This is a genomic window from Pseudomonas antarctica (assembly GCF_900624995.1).
GTDB lineage: Bacteria > Pseudomonadota > Gammaproteobacteria > Pseudomonadales > Pseudomonadaceae > Aquipseudomonas > Aquipseudomonas antarctica.
Genome location: NZ_UYXQ01000010.1, coordinates 55,048 through 72,287 on the forward strand (window position 1 = coordinate 55,048; position 17,240 = coordinate 72,287).

The window sequence follows — 17,240 nt, forward strand, 5'->3', positions numbered from 1 at the left end:
GCGTGCGCAAAAAGCCTGAATGTCTGGGGCTCGAACGCCCCCGCGTAACCGGCAAAGCGACCTCAATGCGCTTGGTCAGTCCAGCCAGCCGGGACTGGCACTTTGCCACAACTCAAGGCATGCTAGCCGCCCTCCGGGCGTCCGGCTTATAGTGCACGTCGCGCGCCAATCCAGCCAAACCGCAGGATCACAGCTTGTCCAAAGTCACGCCGCCCACTCCCCTGCGCGCCGCTCATATAGCGCCGGGAGCGCCCCTGCACGGCACCCTCAAAGGCGCATTGGCGACGCTTGTCCTGATGCTGCTCGCGTTATTGTTCTGGCAACTGCTGGACCAATTGCAGCAAAACCAAAAAAACCAGCAACAGTACACCATTGACTACAGCGCCGACCTGGCTGAACAGATCAGCCTGAACATGGCCCTGAGCGCAAAAATAGCGCTGAATTTACTGCCGATGGTCGAGCCGCCGCGCAACGACGAACAGCAACAGACGCTGATGCGCACCTTGCAACGCTCGCTGCCGGAGCTGCGCAGTGTTGCCCTGCTGGCCCCCAGCGGCGCGATGATCAGCGACAGCGCCAAAAACAGCCAGGACAGCGCCTGGCTTGAAGAGCTGGTGCAGCGCAGCCACTCGCAGCCTTATTACCTGAGCAACAACACCGACGGCACGCTTATCTATCTGTTGTTGCAGCAGCCCAGTGGCGGCTCGAAAATGTATTGGGCTCTGCGCCTGGCGCCCAGTTACCTGAGCAACCTCACCCGCCAGGACAGCCAGGGCCAGCGCCCGATGTGGGCCGTGGAGAACCGTCTCAACCACCGCGTGGTCAGCCGTGACAACGGCATGCCGGCGCAATGGGCCTCTGCTCTCACGCCGGACGAATTGAATAAAAGCGTGCTGGTCACGCCGCTGAGCAAAAGCGACTGGCAGTTGCGCGGGCTGTTCGACCGCAGCGCCGTGCTGGAGCAACTGCTGCCGGCGTTTATCGGCAAATGCCTGCTGGGCCTGGCCTTCTCGCTGATCCCGGTGATCGTGCTGCTCAACATGCGCCGCCGCCAGCGCCAGGTGCATGAAGGCCGCCGCCGTTACCAGGATATTTTCGAAGGCACCGGCGTGGCCCTGTGCGTGCTCGACCTGTCGGGCTTGAAGGCGTTCTTCGATAAAGCCCACCTGCACACCCGTGAGCAATTGCAGGCGTGGCTGCACAACAACGCCGAAGAACGCCAACAACTGCTCAAGGAGTTACGCATCACCGAGGTCAACCAGGTGGCTGTGCGCCTGTTGAACGTGAGGTCTTGCGAGCAAGCCTGGGAGCGCCTGATCGATGACTGCCCGCGCAACGCCACAGCCATCGGTTATCAGGTGTTAGAGGCCGTACTGACCCAGCAAAAACAGCTGGAGCTGGAAATCCAGCTCAATGACGTCGACGGCAATGATCAATACCTGTGGCTGGTGATGCGCCTGCCGGAGCAGCAGGACGACTTCAAGGCGGTGATCCTCAGCATCAGCGACATCACCAGCCGCAAGCTGATCGAGCTGTCGCTGGTGGAGCGCGAAAGCTTCTGGTCAGACGTGGTGCGCACCGTGCCGGACCACCTGTATGTGCAGGACGTGATCAGCCAGCGGATGATCTTCAGCAACCACCATTTGGGCCACACCCTGGGCTACAACAGGGAAGAACTGCAGCAAATGGGCGAGTACTTTTGGGAAATCCTGCTGCACCCGGAAGACGCCGAGTATTACCACGACTTACGCCAACAGCAACGCGATGAAAGTTACACCACTCAGTTGCAATGCCAGTTGCGCTTTCGGCACCGCAATAACCAATGGCGGCGCTTCGATATCCGCGAGCAAGCCCTGGCACGCGACAAGACCGCCGTGGTCACGCGGATCATCGGCGTGGCCAAGGACATCACCGACCAGATCGAAGCCAGCGAATCCCTGCGTGACAGCGAGCAGCGCTACCGCATGCTGGCCGAAAGCATCAGCGACGTGATCTGCTCCACCGACAGCCAGTTGGCCCTCAACTACATCAGCCCGTCGGTCAGTGCCGTGCTCGGTTATGACGTGGATTGGGTGTTCAAGAATGGCTGGCAGTCGATCATCGCCAACCCGCAACAATTGACCGGTATTTACAGCCTGGTGGAACAGGTCAGCCGTTCGCTGGGCGACGTTGCGGCGTTGAATAAGCTGCGCGATGACGTGCAAACCCAGCTGTTCTTGTTCGACTGCCTGCGCGCCGATGGGCGCAAGGTGCCGATCGAGCTGCGCCTGGTGCTGGTGTGGGACGAACACGGCGCGTTTGAAGGCATCCTCGGTGTCGGCCGCGATATCAGCCAGCAACGCCGCGCCGAGAAAGACCTGCGCATGGCCGCCACGGTATTCGAACACTCCACCTCGGCGATTCTGATCACCGACCCGGCGGGCTACATCGTGCAAGCCAACGAGGCGTTCAGCCGTGTCAGCGGTTATGCCGTGGCGGATGTGCTCGACCAGTTGCCGAACATGCTCACGGTCGACGAACAGCAGGAAGCTCACCTGCGTTATGTGCTCAAGCAACTGCACCAGCACAGTACCTGGGAAGGTGAAGTGTGGCTCAAGCGGCGCAATGGCGAACATTACCCGGCGTGGGTCGGCATTACCGCCGTGTTCGATGACGAAGGCGACTTGGCGAGCTACGTGTGCTTCTTCAGCGATATCAGCGAGCGCAAGGCGAGCGAACAACGCATCCACCGCCTGGCCTACTACGACGCCCTGACCCACCTGCCCAACCGCACCCTGTTCCAGGATCGCCTGCACACCGCATTGCAGGCAGCGGATCGGCAGAAGTCGTGGGTGGTGCTGATGTTCCTCGACCTCGACCGCTTCAAGCCGATCAACGACTCCTTGGGCCACGCCGCTGGCGACCGCATGCTCAAGGAGATGGCCACCCGCCTGCTGGGCTGCGTGGCCGAAGACGACACCGTGGCACGCATGGGCGGCGACGAATTCACCTTGCTGCTGCAACCGCGAGCCAGCCGCGAGATGGCGCTGAACCGCGCAATCACCGTGGCCGAGCAGATTCTGGCGAGCCTGGTGAAGCCGTTCGTACTGGAAGGCCGCGAATTCTTCGTGACCGCCAGTATCGGCATCGCCTTGAGCCCGCAGGACGGCAACGAGCTGAGCCAACTGATGAAAAACGCCGACACCGCGATGTACCACGCCAAGGAGCGCGGCAAGAACAACTTCCAGTTCTACCAGGCGGATATGAACGCCAGTGCGCTTGAGCGTCTGGAGTTGGAAAGCGACCTGCGCCACGCCCTGGAGCAGAACGAATTCGTGCTGTATTACCAACCGCAGTTCAGCGGCGATGGCAAACGTTTGACCGGCGCCGAAGCGCTGCTGCGCTGGCGCCACCCACGCCGTGGGCTGGTGCCGCCGGGTGATTTCATTCCGGTGCTGGAAGAGTTGGGGCTGGTGGTGGACGTGGGCGATTGGGTGCTGGCGGAAGCCTGCCGCCAGCTCAAGACCTGGCACCAGAACAAGGTGCGCGTGCCGAAAGTCTCGGTGAACATCTCGGCGCGGCAATTCTCGGACGGCCAACTGGGCGAGCGCATCGCTACCATCCTCAGGGACACTGGCCTGCCGCCGGCGTGCCTGGAATTGGAGCTGACTGAAAGTATCCTGATGCGTGAGGTCAACGAGGCCATGCAGATCCTCGCCAGCCTGAAAAACCTCGGCCTGAGCATCGCGGTGGACGATTTCGGCACGGGTTATTCGTCGCTGAACTACCTCAAGCAATTCCCCATCGACGTGTTGAAGATCGACCGCACGTTTGTCGATGGCCTGCCGTCCGGCGAACAGGATGCGCAAATCGCCCGCGCCATTATCGCCATGGCCCACAGCCTGAACCTGGCGGTGATCGCCGAGGGTGTGGAAACCCATGAGCAGCTGGACTTCCTGCGCGAGCATGGTTGCGATGAAGTGCAGGGCTATCTGTTTGGGCGGCCGATGCCAGCGAATCGGTTTGAGGCGCAGTTCAGTAACGATGCGCTATTCATGTTCGACTGATTCGCTGCGTCTGTGGCGAGCCCGCTCGCCACAGGGAGGCCGCCTATCCCCAGATGAGCCCCACTTGTCCGCGACATGATGTCCTTTCATATGCCATCTAAAACCCATTGGGTTAGAATGCCCTCCTTTTCTGCCCCCGATCCTTGAGGACCGCCATGTTCAGCCGTGATTTGACCATTGCCAAGTACGACGCCGATCTCTTCGCCGCCATGGAGCAAGAAGCCGTGCGCCAGGAAGAGCACATTGAGCTGATCGCTTCGGAAAACTACACCAGCCCTGCGGTCATGGAGGCTCAAGGTTCGGTTCTGACCAACAAGTACGCCGAAGGCTACCCAGGCAAGCGCTACTACGGCGGTTGCGAGTACGTCGACGTGGTTGAGCAACTGGCCATCGACCGTGCCAAGGAACTGTTCGGGGCCGATTACGCCAACGTCCAGCCACACGCCGGTTCCCAAGCCAACAGCGCCGTATACCTGGCGCTGCTGCAAGGCGGCGACACCATTCTGGGCATGAGCCTGGCTCACGGCGGTCACCTGACCCACGGTGCCAGCGTTTCCTCCTCCGGCAAGCTGTACAACGCCGTTCAATACGGTATCGATGCCAACGGCCTGATCGACTACGACGAAGTCGAGCGTCTGGCGGTTGAACACAAGCCAAAAATGATCGTGGCCGGTTTCTCTGCCTACTCGCAGATTCTGGACTTCCCACGCTTCCGCGCTATCGCCGACAAGGTTGGCGCTTACCTGTTCGTCGACATGGCCCACGTGGCCGGTCTGGTCGCCGCTGGCGTCTACCCGAACCCGGTGCCTTACGCTGACGTGGTGACCACCACCACCCACAAGACCCTGCGCGGTCCACGTGGCGGCCTGATCCTGGCGCGCGCCAACGCCGATATCGAGAAGAAGCTGAACTCCGCTGTATTCCCAGGCGCCCAAGGCGGCCCGCTGGAGCACGTGATCGCGGCTAAAGCGATCTGCTTCAAAGAAGCCCTGCAGCCTGAGTTCAAGACTTACCAGCAACAAGTGGTGAAGAACGCCAAAGCCATGGCCGGTGTGTTCATCGAACGCGGCTACGACGTGGTGTCCGGCGGTACTGAAAACCACCTGTTCCTGCTGTCGCTGATCAAGCAGGACATTTCCGGTAAAGATGCTGACGCTGCCCTGGGCAAAGCCTTCATCACCGTGAACAAGAACTCCGTGCCGAACGACCCACGTTCGCCGTTCGTCACCTCCGGCCTGCGCTTCGGTACTCCGGCTGTGACCACGCGTGGCTTTAAAGAAGCAGAGTGCAAGGAACTGGCCGGCTGGATCTGCGACATCCTGGCGGACCTGAACAACGAAGCCGTGATCGACGCGGTACGTGAGAAGGTCAAGGCCATCTGCAAAAAGCTGCCGGTATACGGCGCTTGATTGCAGTTGCTTGAACAAAAAGCCCGGCTTTAGAGCCGGGCTTTTTTATGCCTGAAATCACTGCTTTCCCAACTTGAAATGCATTTCCCTGTGGGAGCTGGCTTGCCTGCGATGGCGGTGTATCAGTCACAACTGTATCAGATGAAAAACCGCTATCGCAGGCAAGCCAGCTCCCACAATTTGATCGCATTTCAAATCAAAATTGGTAGACCTTCGCAAAGCCCTCGCGAATCTTGTCTTCTGGCAGTTCGTCAGCAATAAACACAATCACACTTTCGCGCGCCTCACCTTCGGCCCATTCGGTATCCCAATCAAAGCCGTAGAGCTTGAGCACGCCTTGGAACACCATGCGCCGGTCTTCCCCGGCAATGTTCAGCACGCCCTTGTAGCGCAGCAGTTGCTTGCCGTGGTCTTCCAGCAACTCGTTCATGAACTCACTGAGGCGGTCGATATCCAGCGGCTGGTCGGTGCGCAGCACCAGGCTGGAAATGCGGTCGATAGATGGCGCGGCGCTGACCGGGCGCAGGCTCATGCCGGCGTTGAGGTTGAAGCCGCGCACGTCGAGTAGCTCGGCCAGGTCGATAGCGCCGTGGTCGACCACACGAATCGGCGCGCGGCGGTTGATGCGGGTCAGACGCTGGCTGAGGGCGTCGAACGTCGCCTCGTCCACCAGGTCGCGCTTGCTCACCAGCAGGCGGTCGGCGAAACCGATCTGGGCCTGGGCGATGGTCTGGGTCAGGTGATGTTCGGCGTGGGCCGCGTCCACCACGGTGATGATACCGTCGAGGATGTAGCGCTCGCGCAGTTCTTCATCGATGAAAAAGGTCTGGGCCACCGGCGCAGGATCCGCCAGCCCGGTGCACTCGATCACCAGACGGTCGAAGGCGATCTCGCCGCTGTCCAGGCGTTCCAGCAGCAGGTACAGGGCTTTGGTCAGGTCGGTGTGGATTGTGCAACACACGCAGCCATTGGACAGGGTCATGACTTGCACCGGTTCAGCGCCCAGCAATTGGGTGTCGATACCGGCATCACTGAATTCGTTTTCGATCACGGCGATTTTCAGGCCGTGTTCGGCCTTGAGCAGGTGGCGCAGCAAGGTGGTTTTGCCGGCGCCGAGGAAGCCGCTGAGGATGGTGACGGGGATGGGAGAGGACAAAATATTCTCCTTGAAGAAACACAGAAACAAATGTGGGAGCAGACCTATGTGGGAGCTGGCTTGCCTGCGATGCAGACACCTCGGTCTTCCAGTTAGACCGAGCTGATGCTATCGCAGGCAAGCCAGCTCCCACACAAGCCCGCTCCCACAGGGGATCACCACACGCCCAACTTACCGGGCTAGCAGCACTTAGGCCCACCCTTGCCACCGTAACGGGCTTCCTGGCGTTCCCGGAAGAACGCCTTGTAGTCCATCACCGGTTTGTCCGGGTGTTTGGTTTGCATATGCTCGACGTAAGTGTCGTAGTCGGGCATACCGACCATCAGGCGTGCGGCCTGACCGAGGTATTTACCGAGGCGACTGATGTCATTGAACATGCTTGCAATCCTCGATTACGCGTCCGGAACAGCCTGGAACGGGGCTTCTTTATCCGTACGTTCTTTGTTGCCCCAGGCGGCGACGCCGACCTTGAGCGCATAGAACAGGATGCTGAACACCACGAACAGGAACAGCGCCGTCAGCGTTGCGTTGGTGTAGGCGTTCCAGATCACATGCTGCATCTGGTCGATGTTCTTGGCCGGCGCGAGGATCTGGCCGTTGGCCAGGGCATCGCTGTACTTCTTGGCCAACGACAGGAAGCCGATCGCCGGGTTGGCGTCGAACAGCTTGATGAAGCCTGCGGTGGTGGTGCAGATCAGCAGCCAAACCGCCGGTAGCATAGTCACCCAGATGTAGCGCTGGCGCTTCATTTTGATCAGCACAACGGTGGCGAGCATCAGCGCGATACCGGCGAGCATCTGGTTGGAGATACCGAACAGCGGCCACAAGGTGTTGATACCGCCCAAGGGGTCGATCACGCCTTGGTACAGCAGGTAACCCCACATCGCCACACAACCTGCGGTCGCAATCAGGTTGGCGGTCCAGGACTCGGTACGTTTGAGCGACGGCACGAAGGAGCCGAGCAAGTCTTGCAACATGAACCGGCCGGCACGGGTACCGGCGTCGACCGCCGTCAGGATGAACAGCGCTTCAAACAGGATCGCGAAGTGGTACCAGAACGCCATGGTGTTTTCACCCGGCAGCACACTGTGCAGGATCTGCGCGATACCCACCGCCAAGGTCGGCGCACCGCCGGCGCGCGCCAGGATGGTGGTTTCGCCGATGTCATGGGCCACGGCTTGCAGCGCTTCCGGAGTAATTGCAAACCCCCAACTGCTGACGGTTTGCGCCACGGTCATTACGTCACCGCCAACCACAGCGGCCGGGCTGTTCATGGCGAAGTACACGCCTGGCTCGATCACCGATGCGGCAACCATCGCCATGATGGCCACGAACGACTCCATCAGCATCGCGCCGTAACCGATGTAGCGCGAGTTGACTTCGTTATCCAGCAGCTTGGGCGTGGTGCCCGAGGAAATCAGTGCGTGGAAACCCGAGACCGCGCCACAGGCAATGGTGATGAACAGGAACGGGAACAAACCGCCCTTCCACACCGGGCCGGTGCCGTCGATGAATTGGGTCAGAGCCGGCATTTTCAGCTCTGGCATGGTGACCAGGATGCCGATCGCCAGGGCGATGATGGTGCCGATTTTGAGGAAGGTGGAGAGGTAGTCACGCGGCGCCAGGATCAGCCACACCGGCAGTACCGCGGCGACGAAACCGTAGCCGATCAGCATCCAGGTGATCTGGATGCCAGTGAACGAGAAGGCTTTGGCCCAAAACGGGTCAGCGGCAATCTGCCCGCCCAGCCAGATCGAACCGAGCAGCAAGAGCACGCCGATGACCGAGATTTCCCCAATGCGGCCCGGGCGGATGTAGCGCATGTACACGCCCATGAACATCGCGATCGGGATGGTCGCCATCACGGTGAAGATGCCCCACGGGCTCTCGGCCAGGGCCTTGACCACGATCAGCGCCAGCACCGCGAGGATGATGATCATGATCAGGAAGCAGCCGAACAGCGCGATGGTGCCGGGGATGCGGCCCATCTCTTCGCGAACCATGTCCCCCAAGGAACGGCCGTTACGACGGGTGGACAGGAACAGGACCATGAAGTCTTGCACCGCACCGGCCAGCACCACGCCGGCAATCAGCCACAGGGTGCCGGGCAGGTAGCCCATTTGCGCCGCCAATACCGGACCGACCAGCGGGCCTGCACCGGCAATCGCCGCAAAGTGGTGACCAAAAAGGATGTGTTTGTTGGTCGGCACATAGTCCAGACCGTCATTATTGAGCACGGCGGGGGTGGCCCGCCGTGGATCAAGTTGCATCACGTTGTTAGCGATGAACAGACTGTAGTAACGGTACGCAACCAGGTAGATGGCCACCGCAGCGACCACAATCCACAAGGCGTTGATCGCCTCGCCGCGGCGCAAGGCCACTACGCCCAGGGCGCACGCGCCTACGATTGCCAGCACCAGCCAGGGTAGGTGGCGTAGCAGGCTATTATTATTTTTCATTTTTATATTCCAGCCAGGGTGGACAGAAAGGACAGCCAGTCCGAGTTTAGCGCTACTGGCCTTAAAGGCCACCCCCCTACGTTGGTCTAGAGCCTTGCAACGCTAAAAAAAAGCAGAAATAAAAGCCGGTTGATCGCTCGCAGCTACAATCCTTCTACCCACAGAGGATTTGAGTATGAGCGAACAGCCGTCTGATCGACGCCGTTTTCGGCGTATCGCCTTCGATGCACGAACGACCATTACGCAAAACGGCTGGAATTGGCCGGTGCAATTACTGGATTTGTCGCTCAAAGGCTTGTTAGTACAACGACCGGATGACTGGCAGGGCAATCGTGCAGAGTCGTTCGGCGTGGATATCCGCCTGGACCCAGAGGCGCGTATCAAGATGCAGGTCAGGCTGGCCCATGATGATCATGGGCAGTTGGGGTTTGTGTGCGAGCACATCGACTTGGAGTCGATCAGCCATCTAAAGCGTCTGATCGAACTGAATTTGGGCGACGAGGAAGAATTGCACCGCGAGTTGGCGGCATTGCTGGAAATCTAACAGCCAACACAAATCAAACGGTGGGAGCTGGCTTGCCTGCTCCCACATTGGTTTTGCAGGGTTGCTTATTATTCGAAAAGTGCATCCAGCGCCTGCTCCAGGCGGGTTACACCGATCACCTTCAACCCTGCCGGCATTTCTTTCGGCGCATTGCCCTTGGGCACAATCGCACGTTTGAAACCGTGCTTGGCGGCTTCCTTCAAGCGCTCCTGACCACTGGGCACCGGGCGCACCTCGCCCGACAAGCCCACCTCACCAAACACCAGCAGATCGTGTGGCAGCGGTTTATTGCGCAGGCTGGACATCACCGCCGCCATCAGTGCCAAGTCAGACGCGGTTTCCAGCACCTTGACCCCGCCGACCACGTTGAGGAACACGTCCTGGTCGTGAGTGGGAATGCCGCCGTGACGGTGCAATACCGCGAGCAGCATCGCCAGGCGGTTCTGATCCAGGCCGAGAGTGACCCGGCGCGGGTTGGCCAAGTGGCTGTCATCCACCAGTGCTTGCACTTCCACCAGCATCGGCCGGGTGCCTTCCCACGTCGCCATCACCACACTGCCCGGGACTTCTTCTTGGGCGCGCGTGAGAAAAATTGCCGAAGGGTTAGAGACTTCTTTTAGCCCACGGTCGGTCATGGCGAACACACCCAGTTCGTTGACCGCGCCGAAGCGGTTCTTCACCGCCCGCAGCAAGCGCAAGCGGCCATCGGATTCGCCTTCGAAATACAACACGGTGTCGACCATGTGCTCAAGCACCCGTGGCCCGGCCAGCGCGCCCTCTTTGGTCACGTGGCCGACCAGGAAGATCGCCGTGCCGCTCTGCTTGGCATACCGCACCAGCAGTGCCGCACTTTCGCGCACCTGGGAGACGCCGCCGGGTGCCGATTGCAGTTGCTCGGTGAAAATCGTCTGGATCGAGTCGATCACCATGACCTTGGGCTTTTCGATACGCGCGGTGGCGATGATGCTTTCGATGCAGGTTTCGGTCATCACCCGCAGTTGGTCCTGGGGCAACCCCAGGCGACGGGCACGCATGGCCACTTGTTGCTGGGATTCTTCGCCGGTGACGTACAGCGCCGGCATGCGGCTGGCAATGCTGCACAGGGTTTGCAGCAGGATGGTCGATTTACCGATGCCGGGGTCGCCGCCGATCAACACCACAGAGCCGTCCACCAAGCCGCCGCCGAGCACGCGGTCCAGCTCGCCGGACGCGGTGGAAAAACGTGGGATTTCTTCGACGCTGACTTCGGCCAGGGTCTTGATCTGCGCCTGTTGCCCAGTCCAGCCAGCGCGGCCAGTGGGGGCCGCAGCGCCGCCGCTTTCGATCATGGTTTCAGTCAGGGTGTTCCACGCGCCGCACTCGGTGCATTGGCCGGCCCACTTGGGAAAGGTCGCGCCGCACTCGGTGCAGCCGTACATGCGCTTGGCCTTTGCCATTTGAGAACCTCCAACTAAAAAACCGCGATGATAGCTCAGCGCGGTGCCGGGGTCCGAATTTCACCACTGGCTAATCGTGAAGCACTGTTGCCGATCGGGTCTTCGGCGTTGAGGTCGGCGCCTTTGGCGCTGAGTTCATCGAGCAGTTCGACACGCTTGAACAACCCCGCGTACATGGCCGCCGTCTGCCCGGCGCCGTTGCGCTGGTCGGGGTTGCAGTCGGTAGCGAGCAGGCGCTGGGCAATGTTCAACTCGCCTTTGAAGATCGCGCCCATCAGCGCGGTATTGCCGCGTTTGTCCTGCACACAGGCGTCGGCGCCGGCGCTGAGCAAGCGCTCCACGAAGGCCCCCTGGCCGTGATAGGCGGCGAGGATCAGCGCGGTGTAGCCCTTGTCGTCCTGGGTGTTGAGGCTGTAGCCGGACTCGATGAAGGTGTTGAGCATGTCGATATCGCCACGGCGGGCGGCGTCGAAATAGTAGTCCTGCAACTGCGCCTTGAGCGCCACGGGGTCGGGCGACTCGGCATGAGCGACAAAGGCCAGCATCGCCATCAGTAAACCAATCGATATACGCATGGGGCGTCTCCTGCCAGGGGTCGACGCCCATGCCAGGGCGCCGACCGGTATCAACGTCAGTCAGTCAGTCAGTTTGTCTGCCAACGCTTTCACGCGCGCCAAATCACCCTTGGCGACCTTGGTCACGCCGGTGCCGTACTCCGGGTCCGCCTTGTAGAGGAACGACAGGATGATGTGCTTGCTCTCATCGTCGGTGGTGGCCAGCGAGCCACCGAAGTTGTCGATCAAGTCCTGGCGCTCTTTCTTGTTGTAGGAGCGGTACAAGTCACCGGCCTGCTTGAAGTTCTGCTCACGCTGGATCTTCGCCTGCTGGGTGCTGCCCGACAGCGCCGACTGGCTATAGCGTGCGGTTTGCGGCTCTTCGCGCGGCAACAGACGGCTTGGCTGGTAGTTCACGCCGGTGCTGGTTTTGCCGACGTTCATCGCGCCGTCCTGGTTACCGTTGTTGACGGTGACACGGGGGGCGTTGATCGGCAGTTGCAAGGCGTTCGGCCCCAGGCGGTACATCTGCGTGTCGGCGTAGGAGAACACCCGGCCTTGCAGCAGGCGGTCTTCCGACGGCTCGATGCCCGGCACCACGTTGGCGGGTGCCATGGCGACTTGTTCGGTTTCCTGGAAAACATTCGCCGGGTTGCGGTTCAACACCATCTGCCCGACTTTACGCTCCGGTACGTTCGGCCAGATCTTCGTGGCGTCCAGCGGGTCGAAATCGAACGTGGTCAAGTCCTCAGGCTTGAGCACTTGCACGTACAGGTCCCACTTGGGGAAGTCGCCCTTGTTGATGTGGGTAACCAAGTCATTGGTCATGTGGCTGTAGTCACGCCCCTGCACGTCGATCACTTGCTTGGGGTCGAGGTTCTTGATGCCTTGCAAGCTCTTCCAGTGGAACTTGACGTAGTGCACGTCGCCCTTGGCGTTAATCAACTTGTAGGCATGTACGCCGTTGCCGTCCATCTCCCGATAACTGGCCGGAGTGCCAGAGTCGGAGTACAACTCGGTCAGCGTGCGAGTGGACTCTGGTACATGGGAGAAGAAGTCGAAACGGCGAGAGTCGTCGTCCAAGTTGGTGCGTGGGTCGGGCTTGAACGCATGAACCATGTCAGGGAACTTGATGGCGTCGCGGATAAAGAACGTCGGGAAGTTATTGCCGACCAAGTCCCAGTTGCCGTCGGCGGTATAGAACTTGGTGGCGAAGCCACGTGGGTCACGCAGGGTTTCCGGGGAATGGTTGCCGTGAACCACGGCTGAGAAGCGCACGAACACTGGGGTGGCCTCGCCAGCGGCGAAAACCTTGGCCTTGGTCAAGTCGCTAAGGTTGTCGGTGACGGTAAAGGTGCCGTGGGCGCCAGTGCCACGGGCGTGGACCACACGCTCGGGGATGCGCTCTCGGTCGAAACGCTGCAGCTTTTGGATCAGTTGCACGTCTTGCAGCAGCACCGGGCCGTTGGCGCCGGCGGTTTGCGAGTTCTGGTTGTCACCAACGACGGCGCCGTTATCGCGGGTCAGGTTGGCGGCGTGTACGGACAGCGAAAGCAGGCTGGCGCTCGCCAGTATCAGCGCATGTCGCGCGATAACCGGGCCGCGCTGCATTGGATTCTTCATCGAGGGTTCCTCTGGTTTTTTTAGCGCACATTCAGTTGTGCTTGCCAGAGGCTAGTGACCCGCGAGTCAGAAGATAAATAGAAAAACACCACCAGGTCGATTGAGAAAATAGTGTGGTAACCCACTGAAATGGCGAGTAATCCGCGCGCGAATAGTGGCAATGTGCAAACTATTTGCGATTTAATGTGTCGATAAAAATTGACAGTGTTAAAGGTTGTGTCGCGCAAGCCTTCTGCGACTGACTTACACTGACCTCCACCCTTCTCATCTGTAACAAGGAATAACCTATGGGCGTGATCAGTGAGTTCAAGGCCTTCGCGGTCAAAGGCAATGTGGTCGATATGGCCGTCGGTATCATCATCGGCGCCGCCTTCGGCAAGATTGTTTCCTCATTTGTAGGCGACGTGGTGATGCCACCTATCGGTCTGCTGATCGGCGGCGTGGACTTTGCGGACCTGGCGATAACGCTCAAGGCAGCGCAGGGCGATCTACCCGCCGTTGTCCTGGCGTACGGCAAGTTCATCCAGAGCGTGATCGACTTCGTGATCGTGGCCTTTGCAATCTTCATGGGCGTGAAGGCAATCAACCGCCTGAAGCGCGAAGAGGCTGTGGCACCCAGCTTGCCGCCGACTCCGACCAAAGAAGAGGTGTTGCTGGGCGAGATCCGTGATCTGCTCAAGGCACAGAACAACAAGCCGCTTTAAACAACACGGTTTTGCAAGACAGGCGCCTATTGCAGGCGCCTTTTTTATTACCAGTAATTTTCCACTGCCACCTGACCAGGACGCCGGCTCAGGCTCAACTGCATGTCGCGCTGCTTGAGCAATTGGCGTGTGTCATCGACCATCTGCGGGTTGCCGCAAATCAGCACGCGGGAGTGTTCCGGGGTCAGCGCAGCGCCGGCAACGCGCTCCAGCTCGCCATTCTCGATCAACGTAGTGATACGCCCATTCAACGCGCCGGGGTGCTGCTCCCGTGTAACGGTGGGGATATAAATGAGTTTGTGAGCGTATTCAGCCAGATACTCGCGCGCTCCCAGTTCCTTGATCAGCGACTGGTAGGCCAGTTCCTTGGCCTCGCGCGCGCTGTACACCAGAACAATGCGCTCGAATTTTTCCCACACTTCGAAGTCCTGCAAGATCGACAGGAACGGCGCTACTCCGGTCCCCGTGCCCAGCAACCACAGATCGCGCCCATCCACAAAACGGTTCAGGGTCAGGAAGCCAGTGGCTTGGCGCTCCACCATCAGCGTATCGCCCACCTGCAGGCGGCTCAACTCACTGGTGAATTCGCCACCCGGTACGACAATAGAGAAGAAGTCGAGATGCTCGTCAAACGGCGAAGACACGATGGAGTAGGCCCGCCATACGGTGCTGCCGTCGGACTTGTTCACGCCCAGGCGCACGAACTGGCCTGCGGTAAACCGAAAACCTGGGTCCCGAGTGGTGCGCAGGGTGAACAGGCTAGGGGTCAGCGATTGCACGTCGAGCAAGGTCTGGCGGGTAAATTTCTCAGCACTGGCCGTCATGGGGGGCTCCGTTGAACAGGTGCCCTAGTGTCCCTCAAAGTCACGCGGGGAAACACCGTTGGTTTGTACTGGCATTGGCATTGCGCCACACGGTGCCGGCCGGGGTGAGCTTAGGGTTTTCCGGTATTTTTAACCTTTGTACCCTGCAGTCTCCCTCAAGCTCAAACTAATCATTTAGCTATTTCACTGCTTACTTAACGCCATTAGATGAGGAAAGGCATTTAAAACGCCATTAATTTAATATTGCAGACAGAAGACTGAAATCAATCGTACTCTTCAGTCCAGAACAGCCTATGTACAGGCAGCGACTCTTTGTACAAATTAGCTAAAATTAAATACGTATAACGAGCAAATTTATTTCACACAAAACACGTAGGACTTGTCCTACACTCATTCCCGTTCCGCATTGGGAGCCAGGACGTCCCCAAGTCACACTAATACTCATGGAGAGTTCCCGATGGTTAACTGGCGTAACACAAGGCTCCCCAAACTGGAAGGTGAGAACAAGATCACCACTGTTTACGAAATGGTCATCAACCACACCTACCAGCTCGGATTTGAATACTGTTCTTTCACGATGAGTTCCCAAACACTAACTAACCAAACAAAGCCCGTAAACCTAAACAACTATCCAAATGAATGGAACACACTTTATAACCAAGCGCATTTCTTTGACATAGATCCCGTAGTAGCCCACTGCAAACGTAGTGTATTGCCGATTGTGTGGGAGGAAAAAGCGTTCAACGCCTCTCCGGACTTATGGGCGTTGGCCCAATCGTTCGGCGTGCACTTGGGATGGAGTCAGGCAGTGCACGACTTCCAAGGGGTGTTCAGCATGTTGACCTTGGGCCGACGTACCGGCGAAGTCAGCCCTGAAGAGCTGTACGAGAAAGCCGGCCAGGTGCTATGGCTCTGTCATGCGATGCACGCGGTGATGGCACAAAAGTTTGCCGACAGGCCAGGCATCGCGCCCCCTTGCAAGCTGACGCCACGGGAAACAGAAGTCCTCAGATGGTCAGCCATGGGCAAGACTGCCTCGGACATTGCCACGATCCTGTGTCTGTCAGAGCGTACGGTGGGCTTCCATATCAGCAGTTGCCTCAAGAAGCTGGGGGTCAATAACAAGATCGCTGCCGTGCTCTGTGCCTCGAAAGCGGGGCTGTTTTAGCTAACCCCGAATCACTGCATGTAATCCCACCTAAAAAAAAGTAACATTTACGCCCAATTCTGAGTGTTGATGCAGCCCCACCGGGAGTGCCTCGCAGTTCGCTCAGATGGTTGCGCCGGTTGCCAGCACCCGCCCAACGCCCATCGATGACCCAGAGCCTGCCCCGCCATGCCCCTGCTTGACAGCCCCTTCGCCCAGCTCGATCTGATCCGCCAGCCAGAGCAACACAACGACCCGCTACAGGCCTTCGATGCCGCTGACGAGTACCTGCTCAGCCATTTGGCCAGCCAACAACCCACCGCCTCTACCCGTGTACTGGTGCTCAATGACAGCTTTGGTGCGCTGGCGGCCAGCCTTGAAGGCCAGGTGCAACTCACCTCAAGTGGCGATTCATTTCTCGCAGCCCTTGGCCTTGAGAAAAACCTGGTACGCAACGGCAAGGCGTTTGATGCGCTAGCGTTTATACCTGCCAGCCAGGTGCCGGTGGGCCCGTTTGACCGCGTACTGATCCGCGTACCCAAAACCCTGGCGCTGTTGGAAGAGCAGTTGATCCGTCTGCAAGGGCAATTGGCACCGGGCGCCGAAGTGATCGCCGGGGCGATGGTCAAGCATCTGCCACGGGCGGCAGGCGAGTTGCTGGAGCGTTACATCGGGCCGATGCACGCGTCCCTCGCGGTAAAAAAAGCCCGCCTGCTGATCGCGACCGCAGAGACTCGCCCAACCGCCGTCTCGCCCTACCCCACCCGTTACACCCTGGACACACCGAGCATCGAATTGCTCAACCACGCCAACGTGTTCTGCCGCGAAGGCCTGGACATCGGCACCCGCGCCTTCCTCCCGCACTTGCCGAAAAACCTGGGCAGCGCCCACGTGGCGGACTTGGGCTGCGGCAACGGTGTACTGGCGATCGCCAGCGCAATGCAAAACCCAGACGCGCAGTACACACTGGTGGATGAGTCCTACATGGCGGTGCAATCGGCGCTTGAAAACTGGCAAGCCGCGCTCGGCGGGCGCGAAGTGACCGTACGCGCCGACGATGGCCTGGCTGGGCAAGAAGCACACTCGTTGGACGTGGTGCTGTGCAACCCGCCATTCCACCAGCAACAGGTGGTCGGCGACTTCCTCGCCTGGCGCATGTTCCAACAGGCGCGCGAAGCGCTGGTGGTTGGCGGCGCCCTCTATATAGTCGGCAACCGTCACTTGGGTTATCACACCAAGCTGGCGCGCTTATTCCGCGGTGTCGAGCAAGTCGCTACCACGCCGAAATTCGTGATCCTCAAAGCGCGCAAATAAAAAAACCCTGCCGCTCTTGCGAGT

13 protein-coding genes are annotated in these 17,240 nt (G+C 59.5%); 6 read left to right on the plus strand and 7 right to left on the minus strand.

The window, feature by feature from the left end; translation table 11 throughout:
* Positions 1–194 precede the first annotated feature (194 nt).
* A complete protein-coding gene (locus E0F99_RS09730; RefSeq protein WP_083356682.1) occupies positions 195–4,046 on the plus strand; it encodes a sensor domain-containing protein in 3,852 nt (1,283 codons plus the stop codon).
* A gap of 155 nt (positions 4,047–4,201) precedes the next feature.
* The gene (gene glyA, locus E0F99_RS09735) at positions 4,202–5,455 is read left to right on the plus strand and encodes a serine hydroxymethyltransferase (RefSeq protein WP_083356681.1); all 1,254 of its coding nucleotides are present in this window, start codon (positions 4,202–4,204) and stop codon (positions 5,453–5,455) included.
* A 196-nt stretch (positions 5,456–5,651) separates the two neighbouring features.
* Here glyA and yjiA read toward each other — a convergent pair whose 3' ends face one another.
* The 3 genes from yjiA to E0F99_RS09750 all read right to left on the minus strand — a co-directional run bounded on the left by yjiA (position 5,652) and on the right by E0F99_RS09750 (position 9,070).
* Positions 5,652–6,611, minus strand: a complete 960-nt coding sequence (gene yjiA, locus E0F99_RS09740; protein ID WP_083356680.1) for a GTPase — start codon at positions 6,609–6,611, stop codon at positions 5,652–5,654.
* Between the two features lie 179 nt (positions 6,612–6,790).
* Positions 6,791–6,988, minus strand: coding sequence for a YbdD/YjiX family protein (locus tag E0F99_RS09745; protein ID WP_003194308.1), 198 nt, complete (start codon positions 6,986–6,988; stop codon positions 6,791–6,793).
* A gap of 15 nt (positions 6,989–7,003) precedes the next feature.
* Positions 7,004–9,070 (minus strand): carbon starvation CstA family protein, encoded by a 2,067-nt coding sequence (locus E0F99_RS09750; RefSeq protein ID WP_083356679.1) that lies wholly within the window; start codon positions 9,068–9,070, stop codon positions 7,004–7,006.
* A 175-nt stretch (positions 9,071–9,245) separates the two neighbouring features.
* Between E0F99_RS09750 and E0F99_RS09755 the strand changes: the two genes are divergently transcribed.
* Positions 9,246–9,614, plus strand: a complete 369-nt coding sequence (locus E0F99_RS09755) for a PilZ domain-containing protein (RefSeq protein ID WP_083356678.1) — start codon at positions 9,246–9,248, stop codon at positions 9,612–9,614.
* A gap of 68 nt (positions 9,615–9,682) precedes the next feature.
* Here E0F99_RS09755 and radA read toward each other — a convergent pair whose 3' ends face one another.
* Genes radA through E0F99_RS09770 form a run of 3 tightly spaced genes read right to left on the minus strand, consistent with a single transcriptional unit; the run spans position 9,683 to position 13,227 of the window.
* A complete protein-coding gene (gene radA, locus E0F99_RS09760) occupies positions 9,683–11,050 on the minus strand; it encodes a DNA repair protein RadA (protein WP_017139308.1) in 1,368 nt (455 codons plus the stop codon).
* 35 nt (positions 11,051–11,085) lie between these two features.
* Positions 11,086–11,625 carry an ankyrin repeat domain-containing protein gene (locus tag E0F99_RS09765; protein WP_083356677.1) on the minus strand — a complete coding sequence of 180 codons (540 nt, stop codon included), beginning with the start codon at positions 11,623–11,625 and terminating at the stop codon, positions 11,086–11,088.
* A gap of 60 nt (positions 11,626–11,685) precedes the next feature.
* The gene (locus E0F99_RS09770) at positions 11,686–13,227 is read right to left on the minus strand and encodes a catalase (protein ID WP_083356676.1); all 1,542 of its coding nucleotides are present in this window, start codon (positions 13,225–13,227) and stop codon (positions 11,686–11,688) included.
* A gap of 287 nt (positions 13,228–13,514) precedes the next feature.
* Between E0F99_RS09770 and mscL the strand changes: the two genes are divergently transcribed.
* A complete protein-coding gene (mscL, locus tag E0F99_RS09775) occupies positions 13,515–13,931 on the plus strand; it encodes a large-conductance mechanosensitive channel protein MscL (RefSeq protein ID WP_083356675.1) in 417 nt (138 codons plus the stop codon).
* Between the two features lie 47 nt (positions 13,932–13,978).
* Here mscL and E0F99_RS09780 read toward each other — a convergent pair whose 3' ends face one another.
* Entirely contained in the window at positions 13,979–14,755 is a 777-nt protein-coding gene (locus E0F99_RS09780; protein WP_083356674.1) for a ferredoxin--NADP reductase, read from the minus strand.
* 457 nt (positions 14,756–15,212) lie between these two features.
* Here E0F99_RS09780 and E0F99_RS09785 point away from each other — a divergent pair, with 457 nt between their 5' ends.
* Both E0F99_RS09785 and E0F99_RS09790 read left to right on the plus strand, forming a co-directional pair.
* Complete coding sequence (locus E0F99_RS09785) at positions 15,213–15,923, plus strand: helix-turn-helix transcriptional regulator (RefSeq protein WP_083356673.1); 711 nt, start codon at positions 15,213–15,215, stop codon at positions 15,921–15,923.
* A gap of 168 nt (positions 15,924–16,091) precedes the next feature.
* A complete protein-coding gene (locus tag E0F99_RS09790) occupies positions 16,092–17,216 on the plus strand; it encodes a methyltransferase (RefSeq protein WP_083356672.1) in 1,125 nt (374 codons plus the stop codon).
* Positions 17,217–17,240: the final 24 nt, after the last annotated feature.

What these genes read in the sequence shown, in the direction of transcription:
- E0F99_RS09785 (WP_083356673.1), top strand. Translation starts at nt 15,213, where the DNA reads ATGGTTAACTGGCGTAACACAAGGCTCCCCAAACTGGAAGGTGAGAAC.
- E0F99_RS09755 (WP_083356678.1), top strand. Translation starts at nt 9,246, where the DNA reads ATGAGCGAACAGCCGTCTGATCGACGCCGTTTTCGGCGTATCGCCTTC.
- glyA (WP_083356681.1), top strand. Translation starts at nt 4,202, where the DNA reads ATGTTCAGCCGTGATTTGACCATTGCCAAGTACGACGCCGATCTCTTC.
- mscL (WP_083356675.1), top strand. Translation starts at nt 13,515, where the DNA reads ATGGGCGTGATCAGTGAGTTCAAGGCCTTCGCGGTCAAAGGCAATGTG.
- E0F99_RS09745 (WP_003194308.1), bottom strand. Translation starts at nt 6,988, where the DNA reads ATGTTCAATGACATCAGTCGCCTCGGTAAATACCTCGGTCAGGCCGCA.
- radA (WP_017139308.1), bottom strand. Translation starts at nt 11,050, where the DNA reads ATGGCAAAGGCCAAGCGCATGTACGGCTGCACCGAGTGCGGCGCGACC.
- E0F99_RS09750 (WP_083356679.1), bottom strand. Translation starts at nt 9,070, where the DNA reads ATGAAAAATAATAATAGCCTGCTACGCCACCTACCCTGGCTGGTGCTG.
- E0F99_RS09790 (WP_083356672.1), top strand. Translation starts at nt 16,092, where the DNA reads ATGCCCCTGCTTGACAGCCCCTTCGCCCAGCTCGATCTGATCCGCCAG.
- E0F99_RS09770 (WP_083356676.1), bottom strand. Translation starts at nt 13,227, where the DNA reads ATGAAGAATCCAATGCAGCGCGGCCCGGTTATCGCGCGACATGCGCTG.
- E0F99_RS09765 (WP_083356677.1), bottom strand. Translation starts at nt 11,625, where the DNA reads ATGCGTATATCGATTGGTTTACTGATGGCGATGCTGGCCTTTGTCGCT.
- E0F99_RS09780 (WP_083356674.1), bottom strand. Translation starts at nt 14,755, where the DNA reads ATGACGGCCAGTGCTGAGAAATTTACCCGCCAGACCTTGCTCGACGTG.